This is a genomic window from Rhodoglobus galactosidasius (assembly GCF_054957775.1).
In genome coordinates this window covers 188,265-208,450 of the sequence record NZ_JBQIAV010000004.1, presented here as the reverse complement: position 1 = coordinate 208,450, position 20,186 = coordinate 188,265, and the positions used below count along the sequence as shown (strand labels likewise).

General features: G+C 61.1%; 24 protein-coding genes and 1 pseudogene. 7 read left to right on the top strand and 18 right to left on the bottom strand.

Annotated features, from left to right (window positions below; genetic code table 11):
* The first annotated feature begins 21 nt into the window (after positions 1 to 21).
* Positions 22 to 1,581: a hypothetical protein gene (locus tag ACTJJW_RS07125; protein WP_462643438.1), complete on the top strand. Its 1,560-nt coding sequence runs from the start codon at positions 22 to 24 to the stop codon at positions 1,579 to 1,581.
* On the opposite strand, the gene ACTJJW_RS07120 is transcribed toward ACTJJW_RS07125, so the two are convergent.
* From ACTJJW_RS07120 to ACTJJW_RS07095, 6 genes are all read right to left on the bottom strand, one after another.
* Positions 1,568 to 2,599 (bottom strand): NADPH:quinone reductase, encoded by a 1,032-nt coding sequence (locus ACTJJW_RS07120; RefSeq protein ID WP_462643545.1) that lies wholly within the window; start codon positions 2,597 to 2,599, stop codon positions 1,568 to 1,570. The two genes, ACTJJW_RS07125 and ACTJJW_RS07120, sit on opposite strands and share 14 nt — an antisense overlap.
* An 84-nt stretch (positions 2,600 to 2,683) precedes the next feature.
* Positions 2,684 to 3,865, bottom strand: coding sequence for a glycine C-acetyltransferase (locus ACTJJW_RS07115; protein WP_462643437.1), 1,182 nt, complete (start codon positions 3,863 to 3,865; stop codon positions 2,684 to 2,686).
* Positions 3,866 to 3,939: 74 nt separating this feature from the next.
* Complete coding sequence (gene tdh, locus ACTJJW_RS07110; protein ID WP_462643436.1) at positions 3,940 to 4,965, bottom strand: L-threonine 3-dehydrogenase; 1,026 nt, start codon at positions 4,963 to 4,965, stop codon at positions 3,940 to 3,942.
* 187 nt (positions 4,966 to 5,152) lie between these two features.
* On the bottom strand, positions 5,153 to 6,067 hold the full coding sequence (locus ACTJJW_RS07105) for a cation diffusion facilitator family transporter (protein WP_462643435.1): 915 nt from the start codon (positions 6,065 to 6,067) through the stop codon (positions 5,153 to 5,155).
* 140 nt (positions 6,068 to 6,207) lie between these two features.
* Positions 6,208 to 6,468: a hypothetical protein gene (locus ACTJJW_RS07100; RefSeq protein WP_462643434.1), complete on the bottom strand. Its 261-nt coding sequence runs from the start codon at positions 6,466 to 6,468 to the stop codon at positions 6,208 to 6,210.
* A gap of 158 nt (positions 6,469 to 6,626) precedes the next feature.
* Complete coding sequence (locus ACTJJW_RS07095; protein WP_462643433.1) at positions 6,627 to 6,911, bottom strand: PLDc N-terminal domain-containing protein; 285 nt, start codon at positions 6,909 to 6,911, stop codon at positions 6,627 to 6,629.
* A gap of 288 nt (positions 6,912 to 7,199) precedes the next feature.
* On the opposite strand from ACTJJW_RS07095, the gene ACTJJW_RS07090 reads away from it, so the two are divergent.
* From ACTJJW_RS07090 to ACTJJW_RS07075, 4 genes and pseudogenes are all read left to right on the top strand, one after another.
* Positions 7,200 to 8,249: a threonine aldolase family protein gene (locus tag ACTJJW_RS07090; RefSeq protein ID WP_462643432.1), complete on the top strand. Its 1,050-nt coding sequence runs from the start codon at positions 7,200 to 7,202 to the stop codon at positions 8,247 to 8,249.
* 102 nt (positions 8,250 to 8,351) lie between these two features.
* Positions 8,352 to 8,783, top strand: a complete 432-nt coding sequence (locus tag ACTJJW_RS07085; protein WP_462643431.1) for a hypothetical protein — start codon at positions 8,352 to 8,354, stop codon at positions 8,781 to 8,783.
* A gap of 96 nt (positions 8,784 to 8,879) precedes the next feature.
* On the top strand, positions 8,880 to 9,761 hold the full coding sequence (locus ACTJJW_RS07080; RefSeq protein WP_462643430.1) for a F510_1955 family glycosylhydrolase: 882 nt from the start codon (positions 8,880 to 8,882) through the stop codon (positions 9,759 to 9,761).
* A gap of 82 nt (positions 9,762 to 9,843) precedes the next feature.
* Positions 9,844 to 9,972: pseudogene (locus ACTJJW_RS07075) on the top strand (TetR-like C-terminal domain-containing protein); the annotation flags it as partial.
* A gap of 96 nt (positions 9,973 to 10,068) precedes the next feature.
* Here ACTJJW_RS07075 and ACTJJW_RS07070 read toward each other — a convergent pair.
* Complete coding sequence (locus tag ACTJJW_RS07070; RefSeq protein ID WP_462643429.1) at positions 10,069 to 10,518, bottom strand: hypothetical protein; 450 nt, start codon at positions 10,516 to 10,518, stop codon at positions 10,069 to 10,071.
* Between the two features lie 145 nt (positions 10,519 to 10,663).
* Positions 10,664 to 11,137 (bottom strand): SRPBCC family protein, encoded by a 474-nt coding sequence (locus ACTJJW_RS07065; RefSeq protein WP_462643428.1) that lies wholly within the window; start codon positions 11,135 to 11,137, stop codon positions 10,664 to 10,666.
* Positions 11,138 to 11,392: 255 nt separating this feature from the next.
* Here ACTJJW_RS07065 and ACTJJW_RS07060 point away from each other — a divergent pair, with 255 nt between their 5' ends.
* A complete protein-coding gene (locus ACTJJW_RS07060) occupies positions 11,393 to 11,671 on the top strand; it encodes a hypothetical protein (protein WP_462643427.1) in 279 nt (92 codons plus the stop codon).
* Here the strand turns inward: ACTJJW_RS07060 and ACTJJW_RS07055 are convergent.
* The 8 genes from ACTJJW_RS07055 to speB form a co-directional block, all read right to left on the bottom strand.
* Complete coding sequence (locus ACTJJW_RS07055) at positions 11,664 to 12,077, bottom strand: iron chaperone (protein ID WP_462643426.1); 414 nt, start codon at positions 12,075 to 12,077, stop codon at positions 11,664 to 11,666. The genes ACTJJW_RS07060 and ACTJJW_RS07055 overlap by 8 nt on opposite strands.
* 41 nt (positions 12,078 to 12,118) lie before the next feature.
* Complete coding sequence (locus ACTJJW_RS07050) at positions 12,119 to 12,559, bottom strand: hypothetical protein (RefSeq protein ID WP_462643425.1); 441 nt, start codon at positions 12,557 to 12,559, stop codon at positions 12,119 to 12,121.
* 78 nt (positions 12,560 to 12,637) lie between these two features.
* On the bottom strand, positions 12,638 to 13,408 hold the full coding sequence (locus ACTJJW_RS07045) for a gamma-glutamyl-gamma-aminobutyrate hydrolase family protein (RefSeq protein ID WP_462643424.1): 771 nt from the start codon (positions 13,406 to 13,408) through the stop codon (positions 12,638 to 12,640).
* A gap of 100 nt (positions 13,409 to 13,508) precedes the next feature.
* On the bottom strand, positions 13,509 to 14,363 hold the full coding sequence (locus ACTJJW_RS07040) for an alpha/beta fold hydrolase (RefSeq protein ID WP_462643423.1): 855 nt from the start codon (positions 14,361 to 14,363) through the stop codon (positions 13,509 to 13,511).
* 66 nt (positions 14,364 to 14,429) lie between these two features.
* Positions 14,430 to 15,068, bottom strand: a complete 639-nt coding sequence (locus tag ACTJJW_RS07035) for a cyclase family protein (RefSeq protein WP_462643422.1) — start codon at positions 15,066 to 15,068, stop codon at positions 14,430 to 14,432.
* 38 nt (positions 15,069 to 15,106) lie between these two features.
* Positions 15,107 to 16,504: a purine-cytosine permease family protein gene (locus ACTJJW_RS07030; RefSeq protein ID WP_462643421.1), complete on the bottom strand. Its 1,398-nt coding sequence runs from the start codon at positions 16,502 to 16,504 to the stop codon at positions 15,107 to 15,109.
* A 53-nt stretch (positions 16,505 to 16,557) separates the two neighbouring features.
* Positions 16,558 to 16,965: a YybH family protein gene (locus ACTJJW_RS07025; RefSeq protein WP_462643420.1), complete on the bottom strand. Its 408-nt coding sequence runs from the start codon at positions 16,963 to 16,965 to the stop codon at positions 16,558 to 16,560.
* An 11-nt stretch (positions 16,966 to 16,976) separates the two neighbouring features.
* A complete protein-coding gene (gene speB, locus ACTJJW_RS07020) occupies positions 16,977 to 17,951 on the bottom strand; it encodes an agmatinase (RefSeq protein WP_462643419.1) in 975 nt (324 codons plus the stop codon).
* 90 nt (positions 17,952 to 18,041) lie between these two features.
* On the opposite strand from speB, the gene ACTJJW_RS07015 reads away from it, so the two are divergent.
* Positions 18,042 to 18,623, top strand: a complete 582-nt coding sequence (locus ACTJJW_RS07015; RefSeq protein WP_462643418.1) for a helix-turn-helix domain-containing protein — start codon at positions 18,042 to 18,044, stop codon at positions 18,621 to 18,623.
* Between the two features lie 211 nt (positions 18,624 to 18,834).
* Here the strand turns inward: ACTJJW_RS07015 and ACTJJW_RS07010 are convergent, their stop codons facing one another.
* Both ACTJJW_RS07010 and ACTJJW_RS07005 read right to left on the bottom strand, forming a co-directional pair.
* Positions 18,835 to 19,053, bottom strand: a complete 219-nt coding sequence (locus ACTJJW_RS07010) for a hypothetical protein (RefSeq protein WP_462643417.1) — start codon at positions 19,051 to 19,053, stop codon at positions 18,835 to 18,837.
* 544 nt (positions 19,054 to 19,597) lie between these two features.
* Entirely contained in the window at positions 19,598 to 20,152 is a 555-nt protein-coding gene (locus ACTJJW_RS07005; RefSeq protein ID WP_462643416.1) for a hypothetical protein, read from the bottom strand.
* Positions 20,153 to 20,186: the final 34 nt, after the last annotated feature.

The window sequence follows — 20,186 nt, the reverse complement described above, 5'->3', positions numbered from 1 at the left end:
CGACGAGAGAGTAGGGGTGGAATGCGTTTCGTCGCAGTCACGACTCAGTCTCGCGTGCGCATCCTTCGCCGCTTAGCGGTCGAGTCCCTGTGGTTCTTGGGTGCGCTAGGCCTTGCGCTGTTCGTCGTAACGCACCTAGCGGGGTCTGCCGGCCGGGGCGAGCTCATGTTCCTCGATGGTGACTCCATGATCGTGCCGCTGTTCTCACGGTCGGTCCTTGAGGGGACCGCGAATAACTGGGCGATGTCTGCGGTGTTATTTGTGCCCGAGATCATTGCGTTCCTCGGCCTCTCTCTAACCGGTCTCGGCATCCAAGAAGCACAATTTCTTGCCGCAATCATGAACTTTGTGGGGCTCTATCTCGTTTTCCGGGTGGCCGCAGTCACCGTCGTCAAGGGAAACCGGGCGGCGCTCGCAGCGACGGCAGGCTTCGTGGTGGTCTGTCTTCTCGCACTGGCGGAGGGCGACGGTGATGGCGACAGCCTGCAGCTCGCCTCGCTACTCGCAATGACCACTTACTATGTCGGGACCGTCCTCGGCGCGGTTCTCACGGTCGGACTAACCCGCCGCATCCTCGATAGCAGTTCGCCGCAGCGAGTGCTCGCGATACTGGTGTTTGTCGTCGCAGCCCTGTCGGTGTTCTCCAATCCGCTCTACCTCGCCTGGGTCACCGCCCCGCTCATGGTCGTTGTGCTCGTCGTATGCGTGGGGGCCGCGTGGGGGCGGGCTCCCGTGTGGGCTATCGCAGCACTCATCGGCGGATCCGCGCTCGGGTACGTGCTGCGGATCCCGTTGGCGCCGTGGATCGTGGCGAACCCCGATAACTACTTTCAGCCGGCACGCTCGCGGGGGTCGTTCGCGTACTACTGGTCTCTCCTCGTCGAGCGACTCTCGAGCCCGGCCGGTGTTTTCGCAGTCGCTGTGGTAATTGCGCTGACCCTGCTTGGCGCATGGCTGACGCTGCGCTCGCTGCGCCAGGGCGCAATCGCCTCGGCCGTTGTGGCGGCATACTCGTGGTTTGCCCCGATGGCGACCACGGTCGGGTTCATCCTGATGGGCACCGAGGCAGCCCGCTACCTGCAACTCTGGGCTTTCGTGCCGGTGCTTGCGCTGGTTGTTCTGATAGCGGATGCTCGGCCCGCGACGCTCGCAGCGATGCCGTGGCGACGGCTCGCGGCCACGGCGGCGATCCCTGCTCTGCTGGGCGGCGTGCTGGTCGTCGTCGCCCTTCCGGCAGCGGCCGAGCGGGCATCCGTGGCGGATTCTTCGCTTGAGTGTGCGGTCGACTGGGTGAACGAATCAGGCGCTGTCGGCGCGGGTCAGTTCTGGAGCGTACGAGCCGTCAAGACTCACGTGGCTGACCCCGCCCAACTCATTCAGACCGATTTCGCGCTCCGGGACTACGCGTGGCTCGTGGATCGAGCAGATTTCGCCCAACCAGCCGTTTCGTTCCTGATTGTTGACGGCCAGAGCATTCCGTTCACGCTTCCTTCTGGCACAGAAGAACTGCCCTCAGCCACGATCGATTGCGGTCGCTTCCAGATTCTCGACTACAGCCCGGCGAGCATCACTCGGCCGTAACGTCGATCAGCACTTTGCCGACCGCTCCGCTCTCGACCATGGCGTGAGCATCCGCTGTATGTGCAAGGTCGAAACGGTGCAGGGCCAGACCGCTGTCTTCCCCGACGGCCAGCGCACCATCACGGAGTGCACTGTTGATGGCCTCGGCCGCCGCCTGAATGACATCGGCACCCATCGTGTAGAGCAGAACAAACTGGTAGCGCACGTTGAGGCTGAAGTGGCGGCGCACATCGAGCGACACGTGGTCGCCGCCATTATTGGCATAGACGGCGACCGCCCCGCGATTGCGGATGACGGCAAGATCGAGCTCAGCGTTCTTAGCGGGGGAGACTTCGACGATCAGGTCAACGCCATCCGGTGCAATCGCACGAATCTGGTCGACGATGTCGGCATCGGTGTAGGTGAGCACGTGCTGTGCGCCAGCAGCCGTGGCGAGCGCCGTTTTAGCTGGTCCGCTCACGGTGGTGATGACGGTTGCTCCGGCCCAGCGCGCGAGTTGGATCGCTGCGTGGCCCACTGCGCCCGCTCCACCAGCCACGAGTACGATCGCGCCAGCAAGGGCACCCGGATGCAGTTGGTCTGGTCCGTCTTCGGCCACAGTCAGCGCGCGATATGCCGTGATCGCAGGAACACCGAGGCTCGCGCCCTGGTCAAAGCTGGCGTTTGCGGGCAGGGCGAACACACGTTCTGCCGGAAGCACGGAGGTTTCTTGGGTCGTTCCGCTGCCTGCCCGCTGATACGCGGCGAGTGTCAGCCACACCCGGTCACCAACGCTGAGGTGTTGCACTGCGGTGCCGACCGCCTCGACGATCCCGGCACCATCCAAACCGGGCACGACATCATCGAAGGGCAACGCCTGACCGGGTGCCGCGCCCCGGCGTGACTTCCAGTCGGTGGGGTTCACGCCGCTCACGACAATGCGAACGCGCACCTCGTCGGGGCCCGGTTCGAGTACCGACCGATCAACGAGGTGAAGTACGGATGGGTCGCCGGTCTCGCTGTAGACAATTGCTTTCATAAAAGTGGCAACGTGTACGCGGGGCGGATGATTCCCCGCAATTCGTCGACTGGCCATGATCGAAACCTTAGCGTCGACGATCCTCTACGCCGCAATCGACTCCCGCGCCGCCACAAACGCATCAACACAGCGCGTGATGTCCTCGCTCGAGTGCCCTGCCGAGACCTGCACGCGAATACGGGCCTTGCCCAGAGGCACGACGGGGAATGAGAAGGCGATCACATAGACGCCGAGCTCGAGCAGAGCATCCGCCATGGCAACAGCTTCGTGCTCGTCAGTGAACATGACGGGGATGATCGGATGCTCGCCCGGCAGTAGCGTGAACCCGGCCTCAGCCATCCCGTTGCGGAACTGCTCTGCGTTCGCCTTGAGCTTCGCGCGGCTCTCGGCCCCTTCGGCCACAAGGTTGAGCGCTTCGATCGAGCCGGCGACAACAGCGGGGGCGACGGCGTTCGAGAACAAGTAGGGGCGGGCGCGTTGGCGCAGCAATTCCACAATCTCGGAGTGCGCGCTGATGTAACCACCGGAAGCGCCTCCGAGAGCCTTGCCGAGGGTGCCCGAGATGATGTCGACGCGGTCAGAGACACCGCAGTGCTCAGGGGTTCCGGCACCGGTTTCGCCGACGAAGCCGACGGCGTGCGAGTCATCGACCATGACCATCGCGTCGTACTGTTCGGCGAGGTCGCAGATCGCTTCGAGGGGAGCGAGGTAGCCGTCCATCGAGAAGACACCGTCGGTGACGATGAGGCGGCGACGGGCACCCTTCGCGGCAACCAACTGGGCTTCGAGGTCGGCCATGTCGCGGTTCTTGTAGCGGTAGCGTGCAGCCTTTGAGAGGCGCACGCCGTCGATGATCGAGGCGTGGTTGAGTTCATCCGAAATCACCGCATCCTCGGCACCCAACAGCACCTCAAAAATGCCACCGTTAGCGTCGAAACAGGAGGGGAACAGGATGGTCGCCTCCATGCTCAGCAGAGCCGAGAGCCGGTTCTCCAACTCAACATGCTGTGTCTGGGTGCCGCAGATGAAACGCACGCTTGCCATCCCGAAACCCCAGTCGTCGAGAGCTACTTTGGCTGCAGCGACAAGGCGAGGGTGGTTGGCGAGGCCGAGATAGTTGTTGGCGCAGAAATTGAGCACTGGCTTGCCTGCCGATTCCACGTGGGCCGACTGGGCGGTCTCGAGTTGGCGCTCCGTTTTGTAGAGGCCTGCCGAGCGGATCTCGCCGAGAGTCTCGTTGAGCTGTTCGCGAACTGTTCCGTACATTGTGTTCTCCTAAAAATCGTGGGCTGACCGAGGGGTGCGGTCGCGTGACGTGTGGGGTAGCGGCTGGTGCCGCACTACGACCAGTCGATGATGACTTTGCCGCCATTGCCCTTACGGGCGGTCGCGAATGCTTCTTCCCAGCGCTCAGCGGGGAACCGGTCGGTGACGACGGCTGAGACATCCAATCCGGTGTGCACCATGGCGTTCATGGCGTACCAGGTCTCAAACATTTCGCGACCGTAGATGCCCTTGATGGTGATCATGTGGGTCACGACGGTCGCCCAGTCGATGCTGATCGGCTCTGCGGGCAGCCCGAGCATCGCAATGCGGCCGCCCTGATTCATGTTGCTGATCATCTCGGGCAGGGCGGTTGCGTGACCGCTCATTTCGAGACCGATGTCGAAGCCTTCCTTCATGCCGAGCTGCTCTTGTGCTTCGGCGATGCGTACTTTCGACACGTTGATGGCAAGACTCACTCCCATGTCGCGGGCGAGCTGCAGGCGCTCTTCGTTCACGTCGGTCATCACGATGTGACGGGCGCCAATGTGGCGGGCGACCTTCGCTGCCATGAGGCCGATGGGGCCTGCGCCGGTGATGAGCACGTCTTCGCCGACCATCGGAAACGACAGTGCGGTGTGCACAGCGTTGCCGAGTGGGTCAAAGATGGCGGCAAGTTCGGGGTCGATATCGAGTGGATGTTGCCACACGTTCTGTTCGGGAATCACGACGAACTCGGCGAATGCCCCATCGCGATTCACACCAATGCTCGAGGTGAACTTGCACAGGTGGCGGCGGCCTGCGCGACAGTTGCGGCAGTGTCCGCAGACGACGTGGCCCTCGCCGGAGACGAGTGCGCCAACCTCGACCGAGGTGACTCCTTCGCCAAGTTCAACGACGTGGCCCGAGAACTCGTGGCCAGGAATAAGGGGGGCGTTGATGGCGCCGGCGGCCCACGCATCCCACGACTCAATATGCAGGTCGGTGCCGCAAATACCGGTGCGGGCGACTCGGATCTTGACCTCTCCACGCCCGGGCGTGGGTTCTGGTCGTTCGGCCAAGATCAGACCGGGTCCGGCCTTGTCCTTATAGAGGGCTTTCATCGTTGATTGCTCCTAGCTGCGCGAGACCCCATCCGCGGCGCACTTGTGGCATGCCGAACATGAGATTTCTGCTGATGTGTCTCAGCGAAAGCGGGGGAGTTTTAGCTCTTCCGCCGTGCTGCAAGCGTCTAGAGAATCATAGGTCGAACACCTTGGGCATGGGCGGATTCCGTGGAAGCGCCGACACCTAGTGGTGGTGAACGTGCTCCTCGTCGATGTTGCTCTCGGGCTCAATCTGGAACGTAGAGTGTTCGATACTGAGCGCAAAGTGCTCAGCAACGCACTGCTGAAGTGCAGGCAACATCTCGGCCGCGTGGCCATCAATGAAGCAGGAATCTTCGACGATGACGTGAGCGGTGAGCACGGGCAGGTCGGATGAGATGCGGGTGATGTGCAGGTCGTGCACGTCAGTCACGTGCTCCATTTCCATGATGTGTGCGCGAACGTCCACCGGGTTGATGCCCTTGGGCGTTGACTCCAGCAGCACGCCCAAGCTGGCCTTCAGCAGGATGATGGTGCGGGGCACGATCAGTAGGGCGATCAGGATGCCGACCACGGCATCCGCCTGATACCAGCTGAAGAGGGCGATAACGATGGCGCTGACGATCACTCCGACAGAGCCAAGGGCGTCGTTGATAACTTCGAGGAATGCGGCCTTCATGTTGAGGTTGGAGTTGCGCCCACCAGTGAGCACGATCATCGCGGCGATGTTCGCAGCAAGACCGATGATGCCAAAGATCAGCAATCCGCTCGCTTGAATCTCGGGCGGATCGAAGAGGCGGCGCACGCCCTCAATGAGGGCGTAGATGCCGACCGCGAATAGCAGGCTCGACTGGGCCATGGCGCTGAGCACTTCGGCGCGTTTGAGCCCCCACGAGTGGGTGGCGGTGGCGGGGCGTTGCATGAGCCCGGCAGCGAGCAGTGCCATGAGCAGGCCGGCTGAATCGGTGAGCATGTGCGCGGTGTCGACGAGCAGCGCGAGGCTGCCGGTGACGATCGCGCCAATGGCTTGAGCCACGACAACGCCGACCGTAATGATGAAGGCGATCAGCAGCCGGGTGCGATTGTTGTTGCCTGCGGTGTGGTTGTGTCCGGCGCCCACTAGTTGGCTCCGCCTCTGGCGCAGCACCGAAACTGTTCGCGGGCGCTTGCGCGGTGCGCGATCCTGTTTCGGCTCATGGGCTGATTCTAATTGGCCGAGCTGTGTCGCGTCGGTGTTGGGGGATCCAGCGCGACTAAACCCTAGATTTTGGGTTTGGCTGCTGGTTGCGCTAGCTGTCGCTGGTGGCGAGCCTTTGCTTCGCCGAGCGTTGCGCAGGTGCCAAGTGGGCGAGCGCGATGGTCAGTGATGAAGTATTCACCGCTGGACCCTCTCTCGATCATGCCAGCGAATTCGCCGCCAGCATTGCCCACCCAGAGACCGGTTTGGATGCTTGTCCACGCCACTGTTTGGCGTGCTCTGTTGGCTGGACCTTCGGTCGGTCGGGGCTCGGCAATCGTCATAGTTTTCTACTCCTTCGAGTTCACACTATTGAAGACCTCGGACACGGCTGTGGTGCATCCCGCTGCTGTGCGGTGGGTTCTTACTTCGATTCAACCCCTCCTGAGGCGGTCTGTCGAGACCTCATTCGAGCATTTTCGATGTTTGTAACATTCGGCGCTCAGACGCGCGCTGGTTGCACTCTTTCGCCCGGACCTTCACGCGCTTTGCGGCGGCCGATTGCAAACCAGGCGATCGGGCCGATGATCCCGATGAAGAGGCAGATCGCGACCCAAATGGCGCGCTCGAGGCCACTCATCTGTTGCCGCTGGCGGTAGATAGAGATGAAAGCGGCAACGGCTGCGATCACCGCGAACGCCACAATGGCAGTCCACGCGATGTCGTATCCTGCCGGCAGAAGCGGATTCAGGACTTCGCCCTCACCAGATGCCGCAAAAATGCTCATGTTTGCAAGACTACCCGTGGTTCCTGGCGCAAGCAATGGCTCCGACGGCGGCGTCCAGTTGCGTCACGCGCAAAAATACTGCGACAGTCCTCAGGCGCAAGCACATCACTATCCCACACAGCCGCCGCAAGTTATCATCAGAGTGAGTGGCTCGGAGCAGTGCTGATCGTTGCCGAACACTTGACTGTTTCGCTTTCTGCGGTGGCGAAACTGTCAGCAGCACCCGGTGGCTCAAGGCCCGACGGTGTATCGATTGGCATCCCGTATTTCTCGTTACAGAAAGCTGCCATGACCTCGACCGATTCCATCCTGCGCGGGTATTTGAGTGACAACGCTGCAGGTGCCTCGCCTCAAATTTTGGATGCCGTTGTTGCGGCAGCTGCGGGCCCGGCAGCTCCCTATGGCAATGATTCGCTCACGGCTCAGATGCGCGCCAAGATGGCGGAAGCGTTTGAGTGCGAGCTCGACGTGTTTGCGGTCGGCACCGGCTCGGCGGCGAACGGTATTGGTCTTGCGTCGCTGACGCGACCGTGGGGAAGCATTCTCGCTCACGCTGACAGCCACATCCAGAACGATGAGGCGGGTGCGCCCGAGTTCTTCACCGATGGTTCGAAGATCGTGTTGTTGGGTGGCGAGCACTCCAAGATTGACCCCGACGAGTTGCGAGTGGCGGTGAAGGCGGGCCGCGGCGATGTGCACAGCGTGCAGGCGTCGGTGCTCAGCATCACCCAGGTCACAGAGACGGGCAGCGTCTACTCGATCGATGAGTTGCGCGAACTGACGACTATCGCGCGTGACGCAGGGTTGCGCATCCACATGGATGGTGCCCGGTTCGCAAATGCGCTGGTCGCACTCGATGTCAGCCCGGCTGAGATGACGTGGAAGCTTGGCGTCGACATGCTCTCGTTTGGTGCCACCAAGAATGGCGCACTGACGTCGGATGCCATCGTCAGTTTCGACCCGACCCTCGCGACAGAGTTGTCGTTCCGTCATAAGCGCGGCGGTCAACTGACCTCCAAGATGCGCTTTCAGGCCGCCCAGCTCGATGCCTACCTGAGCAATGACCTGTGGCTCGATAATGCCCGCCAGGCGAATGCGATGGCTGCGCGGTTGCGTGCGGGGATCGCGGATGTTGCGGGCGTGACAGTCACGAGCGAGCCTGGTAGTAACATCCTGTTTGCCGTTTTCCCTAACGAACTTTCCGAAGCGCTTCACGATCGCGGTTTCGGTTTTTACGCCAACCGTTGGGAGCCAGGTGTCGTGCGCATCGTGGTGTCGTTCGCGCACCAAGCTTCTGACATTGACGAGTTTGTGGCTGCCATCCACGAGCTCGCGTAGCGCGCGCCAGCCTGCCAGGTTGCTGCGTTGGGGCTGCTACTCAACAATATGCGCCCTGCTGTCCATTACGATCGATGTGGGAACTGAGCAAGGGTGGTTGACGTGACGCAACAGGGAATGAACGTTGTTCGAGCGCTGCGTGTTGCTCTGATTCTTATTGTTGCCCTGATGGCGGCCGTGTCCGTTGTGGCTATGTACTCCGTTGCAGCGAGTGCGAGTGCGACGCGCGTTTCCAGTAGCGCCGAGAGCCAGACCGGTGCGAACATGCACGCCGCCGCTCACGCCGATGGCATCCCGCACGAATCTGGCAGCCCGAGCGTCGCGGTGTACCCGCACCTGTGCGGGGCGGACTCGTCCTCGGTCATGCCTGAGTGCACGCCTCTCGTGTCACTCGGTGGCCTCACTGCGGCTGCGCAGCTCCGCGCTGAATGTGCAGCATTCGCGCCGCTCTCGCCACGCACTGCGCAGCGCGCCAAGGTCGTTGCGCAGCCGACTGCTCCGTCACTTCACGTTCTTTCTATTAGTCGCACCTGATCGGCGGGATGTCGGCTTCGCCGAGATCTCACGGCACCACTCTTGATGCCGCCGATGCGTGTACGAAAAATATAAGGGAACACAGTGAAGAACAGAATGAAGAAGACCACCATTGCGCTCGTAGCAGGCGCTACTTTGACCGTCGTTGGCTTGGCGGGCTGCACGCCGTCGTCGTCCACCGAGACCCCCCAGTCCGCTCTGTCGGCGGCGAGCGTCTTTGAGGGCGTGCACGGCTTGGGCATTGACTCAAGCGAGAACGTGTTGGTTGCGGGCCATTCGGGAATCTATCGGGTCGATGCTGCAGGCGAGTTGAGTGGTCCGCTGGGTGGGGTCCCGTTTGATGCGATGGGGTTCTCTGTGGCGGGTGACCAGTATTTCGTTTCGGGGCATCCGAGTCCTGAGTCGACGGCGTTCGCAGGACCACATCTGGGACTGATTTCTAGCGCGGATGCGGGGGAGTCGTGGAAGAGCCTCTCGCTTGCGGGCACTGCCGACTTTCATACGCTCGCGGTGAATCAGAAGGATCCGGAGCGGGTGTACGGGCTGTCATCTGATGGCGCACCACTACGAGCGAGCGAGGACGGTGGGGTCACGTGGAGTGAGGGTGCGAGCATCCAGGCCTATGCGTTGGTGGCTGATCCGAACACGCCTGAGCGACTCTTTGCGACGACTCCTGAGGGCATGCGGGTGAGCGATGATGCGGGGCAGTCGTTTACTGCGTTTGAGGGCACGCCACTTCTCTATTTGCTGGCTGCGGTGCCCAATGTTCCGGGTGCGCTTGTTGGCGTGGATGTCGAGGGTGCTGTGTGGGTGCGTTCGGCTGAGGATGCCCCATGGTCCGATCGCGGCACGGTGGAGGGCACTGCGTATGCGCTCGCTGTTGGTGCTGACGGCGAACGCATTGCGTTGATCGATGACCGCGGGCTTGTTGAGTCGTTCGATGGTGGCGAATCGTGGACGGTTCTCACTGCGGGCTAATTGCACGTCTGACGAGGGAGCCAATGCTTTGACGGTCGTCGTTCGCAATAGGCTATTTGGCTAAGATGATGCTGCCGTCTCAACTGAACTCGTCGACATCATCTTCGCGGTGCTCGGCTGCTACGGCCTGCGTGACGACGATGCAGTCGACGCAACACGTTTCCTGCGCTCAGCGCTACACGGTTTTGTATCGCTGGAAACGAGCGGTGCGCTTGAGTTGCCCGTCGTTCGCGGGTGCAGATTGTTGCGCACGCTTACGAGAATGGGCTGCTTCGCTGACCCGGACGAGGTTGGCCGCGCGATAGGGCTAACGTTCGTCGCGCACGGCGAGGTTGTCGTTCACGCGCGCATAGCCGTCTTCGAGCAGACCGTTGAAGTCGTCTGGCAGAACTTTCACGTCGATCGTGCGCGAAGGGGGCTCGATGTGGATCCAGGCTCCGCTGGCAGAAAACTCGTCGCCGGTCACGCAGGATGAGGATGCTGACCAGTCTTGGGCGCCCTCTGTTGATGGCGCGAGTGCAACGATGGCGCACCACTCGCCATCGTCGTTGCGGCTAGCGTACACAGTCAGATCGTCACTGTCGCCGATATGGGTCAGGTCCTCTGCGGGTAGCTCGCTGGAGCTATCCATCCATTCTGGAAACTTGTCTGGGGTGTCATCCATCGCGGCCAGCATGGTGCCGGAAGTGCAGGCGCTCAACGCGAGTATTGTTGCTGCGGCGATGGCGCTGGCAATGATCAACTTCGACTTGGGCATGACCCCAGTCTCGCAATGCCGCGCTGTAATCACAAGGAAGCGTCACTTTTCACATCTCAAGACCAAGGACGATCTTTGAGGCCTATTGCTCGGGCCTCACCGGCATCACTCTTAGGTTCGAGCGGTGAGGCCCGCGTGAGATGCTTTAGCGGCCAAGCCCGTCTTCTGCGCGAGGCACTTCTCCACGCCAGTTCCCGGATTCGAACCCATTGGATTCGATGAGGCGCTTGAACTCCGACAGATCTTTGCTGATTTGCATGTCATCGATCTGAAGGATTTCGCCGGCCTTTTCGACAAATCCTTCTGGTTCCCAGTCCATCTGCAGGGTGACCTTTGTGGAGTCGTCGCTAATGCGGTGAAACGTCACCACCCCGGCATGCACCTTGTCTCCGGTGCTACTCCACGCGATTCGCTCGTCAGGGTGCTGCTCCACGATTTCAGCATCGAACTCGCGGTCGACGCCACCGACGGATACTTCCCAGTGGAGCTTGCGGTCGCCGACCTGAGTGATTGATTTCACGCCAGACATGAACGCCGGAAAATCTTCAAACTGTGTCCACTGGTTGTAGGCGACGCTAATTGGAACGTCGACCTGAATGTCTTTAGTTACGGTTCCCATCGAAAATCCTCCTGTTTAGTTTGAACAGCTAGGTGCTCACTCTATGAACCTCGGTTGCGACAAATGGGGGTTTTTCAGGGATCATTAAGGTCGCGTACGAGAAATTCCCAGCATCCTGCGGGCGAGGCTAGGATCGACGCAATCGCTGTACACCTCGACCGGGCATCACCTTCGTCCGATCCGAGCAGACGACACAGCGTTAGATATGGATTGCCGTGATGGGCTCGCGAAGATCTTCAGCGCCATGCCGACGAGATGGAGGCCCACGAATCGTTCAACTTTGCGCTCTTCGATGAGCACGAAACGGAGCTCATTGGCTGCGTTTACATCGATCCGACGGACAAGCCTGGCGCTGATGCGGACATTTCGTGGTGGGTTCGCGACGAATATGTGGGGTCCGCGGTGGAGGCCGCCCTCAATGAGTTTGTGCCCACCTGGATTGCAACAGACTGGCCACTAGCGGCACCGCGATATGTCGGGCGCGACCTCAGCTGGGCGGAGTGGGTTGCGATCCCGGCGAGTGAAACTAGCTAACGGCTTGCGTGACGAGTTTCGTAATCTGGGTCTCGACGTCATCAGTCCAGTCGACGAGTGCGTAGGCGGCGGGCCACATCGCCCCGTGGTCAAGCGCGGCTTCGTCGCTGAAGCCGAGGGTTGCGTAGCGTGACTTGAACTTGTGGGCGGCTTGGAAGAAGCAGACGACTTTGCCGTCATTGGCGTAGGCGGGCATGCCGTACCAGGTTTTGGGTGCAAGATCGGGTGCTGCGGCGAGAACGGTGGCGTGCACGTGTTCGGCGAGGTTGCGGTCGTCGTCCAGCATTTCGGCGATCTTGCCGAGCACATCCTGGAGATCTTCAGCCGCGGATGCCTCTCGTTTTGCTTCGCGAGCGCGCTCCTTCATCGCTGCGCGTTCGTCTGCGCTGAAACTTTCTTTCGCCATGTGCTGCTCGCCTTCTCGCGGAAAATTCCTGTGTCGCGAGACTACTCCCGCACAGCAAGATTGTCATTGAGTCGCACCCAACCGTCTTCGATGGTGCCGCTGTAGCCGTCGGGGAAGATCCGAGCACTGCCGCTGGTTGTCTCGTTGCCTATCAGGACGCCGACGCCCTCTCGCGCAAACTTTGCCGGTGACACGCAGCTTGATCCGGCTGTGACGCCGAGTTCTTTTTCGTTGGGTTTGAGCGCGACCAGGATGCACCAATCGCTAACGTCATCGTGACTCGAAAACGCAACGAGCACGTCAGTCTCGCCAATAAATGTCAGGTCTCTGACGGGCTGCCCGGTTCCATCAAGATCGAGCCACTCCGGTATCTGAGTTCCGCCGCTATCCATCGCGGCCACCTCGGTCTCGGGTGCTGCGATGCAGGCGCTCAGGGCAAGGACTACCCCGGCGGCAAGGATGAAAAAACGTGGCTTCAGCATGGGTTCATTGTGGATCCCTCGACCGGTAATATCAAGGATGATTCAGCTTTACGGCGGGAAGCGAGCTTTGAGCCACGACTAGTGAACTGGCGCAGCCCGCAGTGCACGAAGCTCAACCGCTTTCGCCGAGAGCCAACCGAAGAGCAGCTCTCGGTCACAAGTGTTTGACTCGCTGTCTTCTGGATGCCACTGCACGGCAACCAGAGGGGCTGTGGGGTCGAGGCTTTCCAGCGCTTCAACAACGCCGTCGGCAGCACGAGCTGTCGCCGTGAGGCCGGAGCCGACAACACCGACCGCCTGATGGTGGCCAGATCTGATGGTCATGGTTGTCTGGCCAAAGATCTCGGCCAACACAGACGCGGGTTCAAGGACCACGTCATGGTCGATCATCGCAGAGGCGCCCGTACCACTGTGCACAACAGTGCTCGGCTCAAGATGCTGAATGAGGGTACCGCCGCGCGCGACATTCACGATGTGCATTCCGCGGCAAATCGCGAGGATGGGCAACCCGCGCTCCGTGGCCTGCTTCACGAGTTCGATGTCGACCCGGTTGGTGGCGCGATCGATGTTGTAGAGCTTCGGATGCCGTTCAGTTGCCCCATACTCGTCGGGGTCAACATCGCTGCCACCCAGCATGACAACACCATCAGCTTGGCTGAGCGCAGCATCCACATCAGCAGGGGTAAAGCCGTCAACGGTGATCACCCGAGCGCCCGTCGCCTCAATGGCCGACTTCATCGACTGTTCAAGGTCGTGGATGAGCTTTGTCAGGTGTGGTTTCTCCTGATCGCCGCCCGAAGATGCCCGCGAAAGAACAATGGCGGGAACGTGCCCGGGGGTTATGATCATCAACTCTTCCTCTTGCCAGCCTCCGGTCGTTACGACCGCTGGGATCAGCCTAGGGGAAGCCGGGGCACCGCCGGGACTGCCTGATCGGTGGCGGCCGCAGCTAGGCTGCGCTGGCGTCTGGTTCACTCAAAAACTGGGTGATTGCATCTAAGACTTGTTGGTCACGCAGCACTCGGTGATGGTTGAGTCCGGAGGTGAGCATGGTGCGTGAGGTCTCCGGATGCGCGGCAGCGAGTACTTCGGCCTGACCGTAGGGCACCCAGGTGTCGTCGCGGTCGTGGATGATCAGCAGTGGCACCTCGAGCGGTGCGGCGGTTGCTGACAGGCTGTTCCAAAAGTCGGGCACTTCGCGAAATCGTCGCCGTTCGATGCGCCGCACCAGGCCGTCGAGGGTGTGCGGATTCAGCTGCATGATGCCGCTGACGCTCGTGACGACATACCGCAGCTCAGCGACCCCGCCGATGGACACCAGCCGCCCAGTTTGTGTGCCGTTGCGGATGGCGAGAGTCGACGCGAGATTGCCAAACGAGTGCGCCACCATTGCTTCGAATGGGCCATAGCGGTGGCCGAGTGCGTCGATGACGGAGGCGAAATCACGCACATCGGGCAGTCGTCCCCGTGAATGGCCATGACCAGGGGCATCGAACGCGAGGATGGTGCGATCGCCACGGCGCAGCTCTTGCACAATGTCACCGAACTCGGCGGCGCGGCCATGCCATCCATGAGTCAGCAACACAGCGTTAGGGCCATCACCCCAGGTGTACACGGCAACGCGATGGCCGTTGACCCGAATCGTCGAGCGGGTGGCCTCATCGATGATCGCTTGCTCGCGAGGGTGCACCTGTTTAGGAAGTCCGCTTGAGAGCCAGAGAACGTACGCCGCCTCAGCCGCTAGGCGCGGAGTAAATCGCTGCATCAGTCCCAACGTGGCGACGGCGGTGTCACGTACAGACATTATTCTCCAATCGACCGTAGTGCGAACACGACCGATCGTACGACACTCGCCCCGCGTTCTGCTGTCCTAGTCGTCGAGAGTGACAGCGCGCACTGGCGCACCATCCGCGTCGATCGCCAGCGGGAAGAAGCCGACCCGAAGCCGCTGCGGCAGCCCCTCTAGTCCGGTGATATTTTCGACGATGAGCGCGTCGCCGCCGAGTACTACCTCGTGAACAGGGAAGTCCGTCGAACCCTCTCCGGTGGGATCAGGGCTGAGAGTGTCAACGGCGAGCAGCCGCATCCCTCGACGCATCAATTCGGTAGCTGCATCCGGGGCAAGCGCGGGGTGGTTCAGGGCTTCATCGGTGCTGAAGTGCTTGGCCCATCCGGTGTCAATGATCACAATATCGGGCACCGCCGGTGGCAGTTCTCCCAGAGCAGCGGTGATTTCGTCGAGCCCATACGTGGCGCGGGCTGCCAGTCCGGAAAGGTGCACGACAAGCGCATCGCCGACGAGCTCGTCGAGCGTGATCGAGCCGGTAGTACGCCCGCCTGCGACGGTGTGCGAAGGCGCATCAAGATGGGTGCCGGTGTGTGACCCGAGGTGGAGCAGACTTACGTCTACTCCATCCTCGGCCACTGCAAGAGCGCTCTCGATTGAGACTGCCGGATCACCAGGGTAAACCTGCATGCCGCTGATGATCGGGTGGCTCAGTTCGCGCATCCTGCACCTACTTCTCTGTTTGGTCGTGTCGCTAGTAGTTATGCAGAGTGGATCGGTGTGGCACCCTCGTCAACATTCTCTGCCAGATGTTGGCTGTGCACAGCCTGGTGTCGGCCTCGCTCGGGAAGCATCACGGCCAGGTAGAGCACGAACGTGAGAACGAAGGCGGGAATGGTCGCCCCGATCGGCAGTGGCCACACATACGCCCAGACGTAGGACATGCTGGCACCGATGATCCAGATGATGACGGCGAACCAGTTGACCCCGGCCTTGTACCAGTAGCGGCCGCCGCGGGCGGCGAGGATATCCTTCGTGTAGGCACCGCGCTTCACGATGTAGTAGTCGACGATCATGATGGCGAAGACGGGAACGAAGAACGCGCCGATGACGACGAGGAAGTCGGTGAACTGGTTGAGCAGTTGCAACCAGGTCGCTCCGATGATCGAGATGCCGCCGAGCACGAGCGCGGTCGGCAGGAACTTCAGCTTGCTGCCCACCTTCGCGTTGACCACGGAGGTCACCATTCCGTAGACGACCATGGTGTTTGTGGCCATCACGGAGAGGAAGATGACGATGGCCAGCGGTGCGCCGAAGGCGGCCACGATTGTTGTGGGGTCGAAAGCGGCAGCTTCGTCGCCGGAGAGCAGTACGTACACGAACGCGGTGAGGCCGAGCGTCATGGCGGTAACGGTGGAGACCGTGTAGCCAATACCCGAGCCGAGCACGCCAGCTTTGGTGGTGCGTGCGAAACGGTTGAAGTCGGCGGAGAGCACCGTCCACGAGATTGCAGTGGCGATCACGATGTCGAGCACGATGATCGGGGTGAAGCCGAGGCTCGCGTCGGGAGCGACGGCCTGGAAGTTGCCCAAATCGAACGCGGTGAATGCGGTGATGAAGATCCACGCCATGATGGCGAGGATGAGCACGGCAAGCCACGGCTCAATCTTCGAGATGCCTTCATGGCCGAGAATCGCCAGAATGACCACGATGCTTTGGCAGATCACGGAGAACAGGATTGGGTTTGAGTATCCGGTTGCGCTCTCGACGAGGAAGTTGACCGTAACGCCGGCAAGCATCGCCTGCACCCAGCTCCATCCCATGAGCACGATCACGTTTGCCGCGACGGGCAGCAGGCTGCCGCGCGTTCCGAAAGCTCCGCGGGTGATTGCCATTGTTGGCAGCCCCGTGCGGGTTCCGATTGCGCCGATGGAGGTGAGCACGACGGCGCCGGCGAGGGTTCCGAGCACAATCATGAGGAAGGCGGTGGCGAAACTTACACCCGGAACGAACAGCGTTCCCGTGAGGAGAGTCGTCACCACGAGGTTGGCTGCGAGCCAGATCATGCCGATCCGGGCGAGAGAATACGTTCCCTTGACGGGTTTTCCGCCATCGGATTGGGCTTGGGTGTGGCGGTTGAGCCGGGAATAGAGCGACATTGCTTCAGTCTCCTGAGTAGGGTGCGGAAATGGTGGGGCGTTGAGTTTTTGGGTTAGTTGGCGGGGTCGGGCATTGGCGAGAGGTGTTCGTGCACGGCCAGCAACTGGTCGCTGTCGACGCGGAACACGATGGTTTCCCGTTCGCGGTAGGAGTCTTCGCTTTCACCGGTGTTGATTCTCGTGAAGACGTTGTGGCTGAACACTGCGCCGCCGGGGAACGACTGAACCGAGGGGTTTGATGACTCGCAGTCCAGAATGCGCCATCCGCTGTCGACCCAGCCGGCCCACAAGCGCTCATACTCTGCGCGATCGCCCAAACGGGCTGGCTCGGTGTGGAAAATGAACGTCGCTTCCGGTGCGAATCCGCGGAAGTAGCGGTCGCCGTCGGTGGCCGTGAAGGCGTCGACGATGGCGGATGCTGCGCTCAGCACTTCATCCTCGTGCGGTGTTCTGCTGCTCATCGTGCGCTCCTCTAACTCTCTGATGTTGCGGTTGCCTGGTGGGCATCGCGTGGAGCCATGGCGCTGATCAGCTCGTAGGCGACGTGACTCGCAGCGACCGCTGTCAGTTGGGCATGGTCGTAGGCCGGGGCGACTTCCACAACATCCGCACCCACGATGTTCTTGTCGGAAAGTGCGCGAAGCATCCGGAGCAGTTCGCGGCTAGTGAGGCCACCAGCCTCTGGGGTGCCGGTGCCGGGGGCGTGGGCTGGGTCGAGCACGTCGATATCAATGGAGATGTAGAGCGGATTGTCGCCGATGCGGGCACGGATGCGGTCGATTGCCGCCGCAACACCGTGTTCTTCGACGTCTTCGCTTGTCACTACGGCGAAGCCCAATCGGCTGTCGTCGGTGAGGTCCTCGGCGCTATAGAGCGGGCCGCGAGTTCCCACGTGCATGCTCGCAGTGAGGTCGATCAGTCCCTCCTCGGAGGCACGACGGAATGGGGTGCCGTGGGTGACGGGAGCACCGAAGTAGGTGTCCCAGGTGTCGAGGTGGGCGTCGAAGTGGAGCACGGCGACCGGCCCGTGCTTCTTCGCGACGGCGCGCAGCAGGGGCAGGGCGATGGTGTGATCACCGCCAATGGTGACGATCTTGTCGGCACGGGTTGCGAGCTCAAGTGCTGCTGCTTCGATTTCGAGCACTGCTTCGTCGATGCTGAACGGGTTCGCGGCAATATCTCCTGCGTCAGCAACCTGTTGAACGGCGAAGGGCGAAATGTCTTGCGCTGGGTTGTACGGCCGCAGTAGGCGTGAGGCTTCGCGTACGTGAGCGGGGCCGAAGCGCGCACCGGGCCGGTAACTTACTCCGCTGTCGAAGGGGACACCTACGATGGCAACGTCTGCTCGTCCTACATCTTCGATGCGCGGGAGACGAGCGAATGTGGCGATACCGGCAAAGCGAGGGACAATACTTGCATCGACCGGGCCAACAATAGGTTTCGTCATAGTAAACTTTCGATAAACAGCAGTAAACGTGAACTCACAATAAACCCAGAGGTCGCCCTCGTCAACCCCGCTAACTGATGGAGTAGAGCTATGAGACCGTTATCGCCGGCCCCCAGCGCCGAAGCGCTTGCCATCGGCGCGCGCATCCGCAGCGCCCGCAAGGCTCAAGGTTTCACGCTCGAGCAGATCGCAACATCCGCCGGGCTAACTAAGGGTTTCTTGAGTCGCCTAGAGCGCGATGAAACTTCTCCCAGCGTCGCCACGCTGGTGCAGCTGTGCCAAGTGCTTTCCCTCGAAATCGGGTCGCTTTTCGCCGAACCTGAAGCCGTAAAGATTTCGTTGGCAGACGCTCCGCACATCAACCTCGGTGGGCAAGGCGTTGACGAAAGGCTCATCTCTCCACGCAACGAATCTCGGGTGCAGGTCATCCGCACGAAGATGCAGCCGGCAGCAAATGGCGGCGAGGCTTTCTACACGATCAGTTGTGAAGTCGAAGTGCTCCACGTGCTTTCCGGAGCGATCACTCTGCGCTTCGTGGATCGGGAGATTCCGCTAGAGGAAGGTGACTCGCTCACCTTCCCCGGACGGGAGCCGCACAACTGGGTGGCCGACGCCGAGCGTGGGGCCGAAGTCGTGTGGACGATCGTTCCGGCGACCTGGCGCGGGGAGTAGCGAGTCAGCTTTGGCTGGGGCTCAGCGTGACGACATCCCACTGTCCACAGAACCCGAAGCCCGCAGAGAGGGCGAGTGCAGCGGAGGCTGCATTGTCTACCTGGCACCGATACTGCGGTTCGTAACCGTCGGCGAGGGAATGATTGCTGATCGCTCGAACGGTTCGCCTAGCGAGTCCGCCGAGGAACCTCTCAGGTCCCGCCCCTCTGCTTCAGTCGACTATCTCGGTCTGAGTTTCGATAAAGGCGCGTTCGGCTTCGGTGAGGTGCTGGGGTGACCTGGGGATGCTGCAGGCGAGTAGAGCTTCAATTTCTTTAAGCACTAGCTCGCTAATCTCGCCGTCGAGATCTTTTTGCAGCTCGTGCTTGGCCGGAATGCTCAGCTCTGGCCACCAGCGCTCGATAGCAGGAAGGTTGGTGTTCGACTCCATGGGGTGTGTCTCCGTTCTCGGTCAAATTATTCTGCACTCGATGGCTTTAAAATCGGCGTAAAGATGTCGTCTCAACCATGAGTTGGTCGGCCGTAGTCCTGAGGTGAGTTTGCGGCGGCTCCCGTCAAAGCTCCGATGCCTCCCTTGATCAAAAGAGAATCTTCGCATCTTGTCAAGTCCTTGTCGGTGCGTTTGCCGGCTCGAAAAACTCGGCTCAGAACTGAAGGTGGCCTAGCGACTAGTCTGCTGATGGGAGCAGGAAGTGAAGTCACCAATGATTTTCGGAGGGCGACTTCCACCTCGTCCGCAATGTCACGCGGCGGTGCTGCCATTGATGCTCGGACGGTGCAAGGTCGTGGTATAGCGTTCCGAATGCCACTGAGTGCCAACCACGCCGACCTGCCTCGTTGAGTCTTTCCATCTCGTCGAATGCGGTGACCGGTGTCATGCGCCAAATGTCGTTGCCTACTCCCGGCGCTCGGTTCGACTCACTGCGATGCACTGCGATGCACGCAGTGGCACGTTCGCAGCAGCAGGGACTAAGTCAGCGTGTAGCAGGAGCCTTCTTGGGCCAGAAGGTGTAGCTGATTGCCCAGATGAGTTCCACGACCGTGATTATTCCGAGGACGCGGAACATGCTCTCGAGTGCAGACGAACGCATTGGATCACCGCTGATGCCGATGAGTACCCAGAGAGCACCGGCGGCGATGCCGACAGCAATGATGGTCCGCACCACGTCCCGCCAACATTCAGCTGCATAGGTCGCTCCATAGTCCTTCTTCGGGGCCGGTCCACCCGCGAAACGATGAGCGAAGCGAATATCTGCCCAGGCGATCATCTTGTGCCCATAGGCAATAGAGAGCCCAAGATAAATCGCCGCGATCCCATGAAAGAACGTCGCCGTCGAACCATGACTCAGGTCGATCGCTGTCGCCGCCAGCAGCACCAGGTCAACGAGCGGGGTGAGCGCGAGTAGCGCCAACCCGAGGCGGCGCATCCTCAACGGATAGCGGGCGAGCAGGCCGAGAAGAATGAGCACCCAGAAGCCGACTTCGCAGGCGACGATAATGGCGAGGATAACAGCTGTCCTTTCAGGCACGATCGTGCCTGAACGCAAACTAGCACAATCGTGC

Excerpts from the sequence above, each read along its gene's own strand:
- ACTJJW_RS07125 (WP_462643438.1), top strand. The coding sequence starts at position 22 with ATGCGTTTCGTCGCAGTCACGACTCAGTCTCGCGTGCGCATCCTTCGC.
- ACTJJW_RS07055 (WP_462643426.1), bottom strand. The coding sequence starts at position 12,077 with ATGGCGAAAGAAAGTTTCAGCGCAGACGAACGCGCAGCGATGAAGGAG.
- ACTJJW_RS07030 (WP_462643421.1), bottom strand. The coding sequence starts at position 16,504 with ATGTCGCTCTATTCCCGGCTCAACCGCCACACCCAAGCCCAATCCGAT.
- ACTJJW_RS07035 (WP_462643422.1), bottom strand. The coding sequence starts at position 15,068 with ATGCGCGAACTGAGCCACCCGATCATCAGCGGCATGCAGGTTTACCCT.
- ACTJJW_RS07025 (WP_462643420.1), bottom strand. The coding sequence starts at position 16,965 with ATGAGCAGCAGAACACCGCACGAGGATGAAGTGCTGAGCGCAGCATCC.
- ACTJJW_RS07060 (WP_462643427.1), top strand. The coding sequence starts at position 11,393 with ATGGAGGCCCACGAATCGTTCAACTTTGCGCTCTTCGATGAGCACGAA.
- ACTJJW_RS07095 (WP_462643433.1), bottom strand. The coding sequence starts at position 6,911 with ATGAGCATTTTTGCGGCATCTGGTGAGGGCGAAGTCCTGAATCCGCTT.
- ACTJJW_RS07045 (WP_462643424.1), bottom strand. The coding sequence starts at position 13,408 with ATGATCATAACCCCCGGGCACGTTCCCGCCATTGTTCTTTCGCGGGCA.
- ACTJJW_RS07100 (WP_462643434.1), bottom strand. The coding sequence starts at position 6,468 with ATGACGATTGCCGAGCCCCGACCGACCGAAGGTCCAGCCAACAGAGCA.
- ACTJJW_RS07065 (WP_462643428.1), bottom strand. The coding sequence starts at position 11,137 with ATGGGAACCGTAACTAAAGACATTCAGGTCGACGTTCCAATTAGCGTC.
- ACTJJW_RS07090 (WP_462643432.1), top strand. The coding sequence starts at position 7,200 with ATGACCTCGACCGATTCCATCCTGCGCGGGTATTTGAGTGACAACGCT.
- ACTJJW_RS07120 (WP_462643545.1), bottom strand. The coding sequence starts at position 2,599 with ATGAAAGCAATTGTCTACAGCGAGACCGGCGACCCATCCGTACTTCAC.
- tdh (WP_462643436.1), bottom strand. The coding sequence starts at position 4,965 with ATGAAAGCCCTCTATAAGGACAAGGCCGGACCCGGTCTGATCTTGGCC.
- ACTJJW_RS07115 (WP_462643437.1), bottom strand. The coding sequence starts at position 3,865 with ATGTACGGAACAGTTCGCGAACAGCTCAACGAGACTCTCGGCGAGATC.
- ACTJJW_RS07010 (WP_462643417.1), bottom strand. The coding sequence starts at position 19,053 with ATGGAGTCGAACACCAACCTTCCTGCTATCGAGCGCTGGTGGCCAGAG.
- ACTJJW_RS07080 (WP_462643430.1), top strand. The coding sequence starts at position 8,880 with ATGAAGAAGACCACCATTGCGCTCGTAGCAGGCGCTACTTTGACCGTC.
- ACTJJW_RS07015 (WP_462643418.1), top strand. The coding sequence starts at position 18,042 with ATGAGACCGTTATCGCCGGCCCCCAGCGCCGAAGCGCTTGCCATCGGC.
- ACTJJW_RS07040 (WP_462643423.1), bottom strand. The coding sequence starts at position 14,363 with ATGTCTGTACGTGACACCGCCGTCGCCACGTTGGGACTGATGCAGCGA.
- ACTJJW_RS07050 (WP_462643425.1), bottom strand. The coding sequence starts at position 12,559 with ATGCTGAAGCCACGTTTTTTCATCCTTGCCGCCGGGGTAGTCCTTGCC.
- ACTJJW_RS07070 (WP_462643429.1), bottom strand. The coding sequence starts at position 10,518 with ATGCCCAAGTCGAAGTTGATCATTGCCAGCGCCATCGCCGCAGCAACA.
- speB (WP_462643419.1), bottom strand. The coding sequence starts at position 17,951 with ATGACGAAACCTATTGTTGGCCCGGTCGATGCAAGTATTGTCCCTCGC.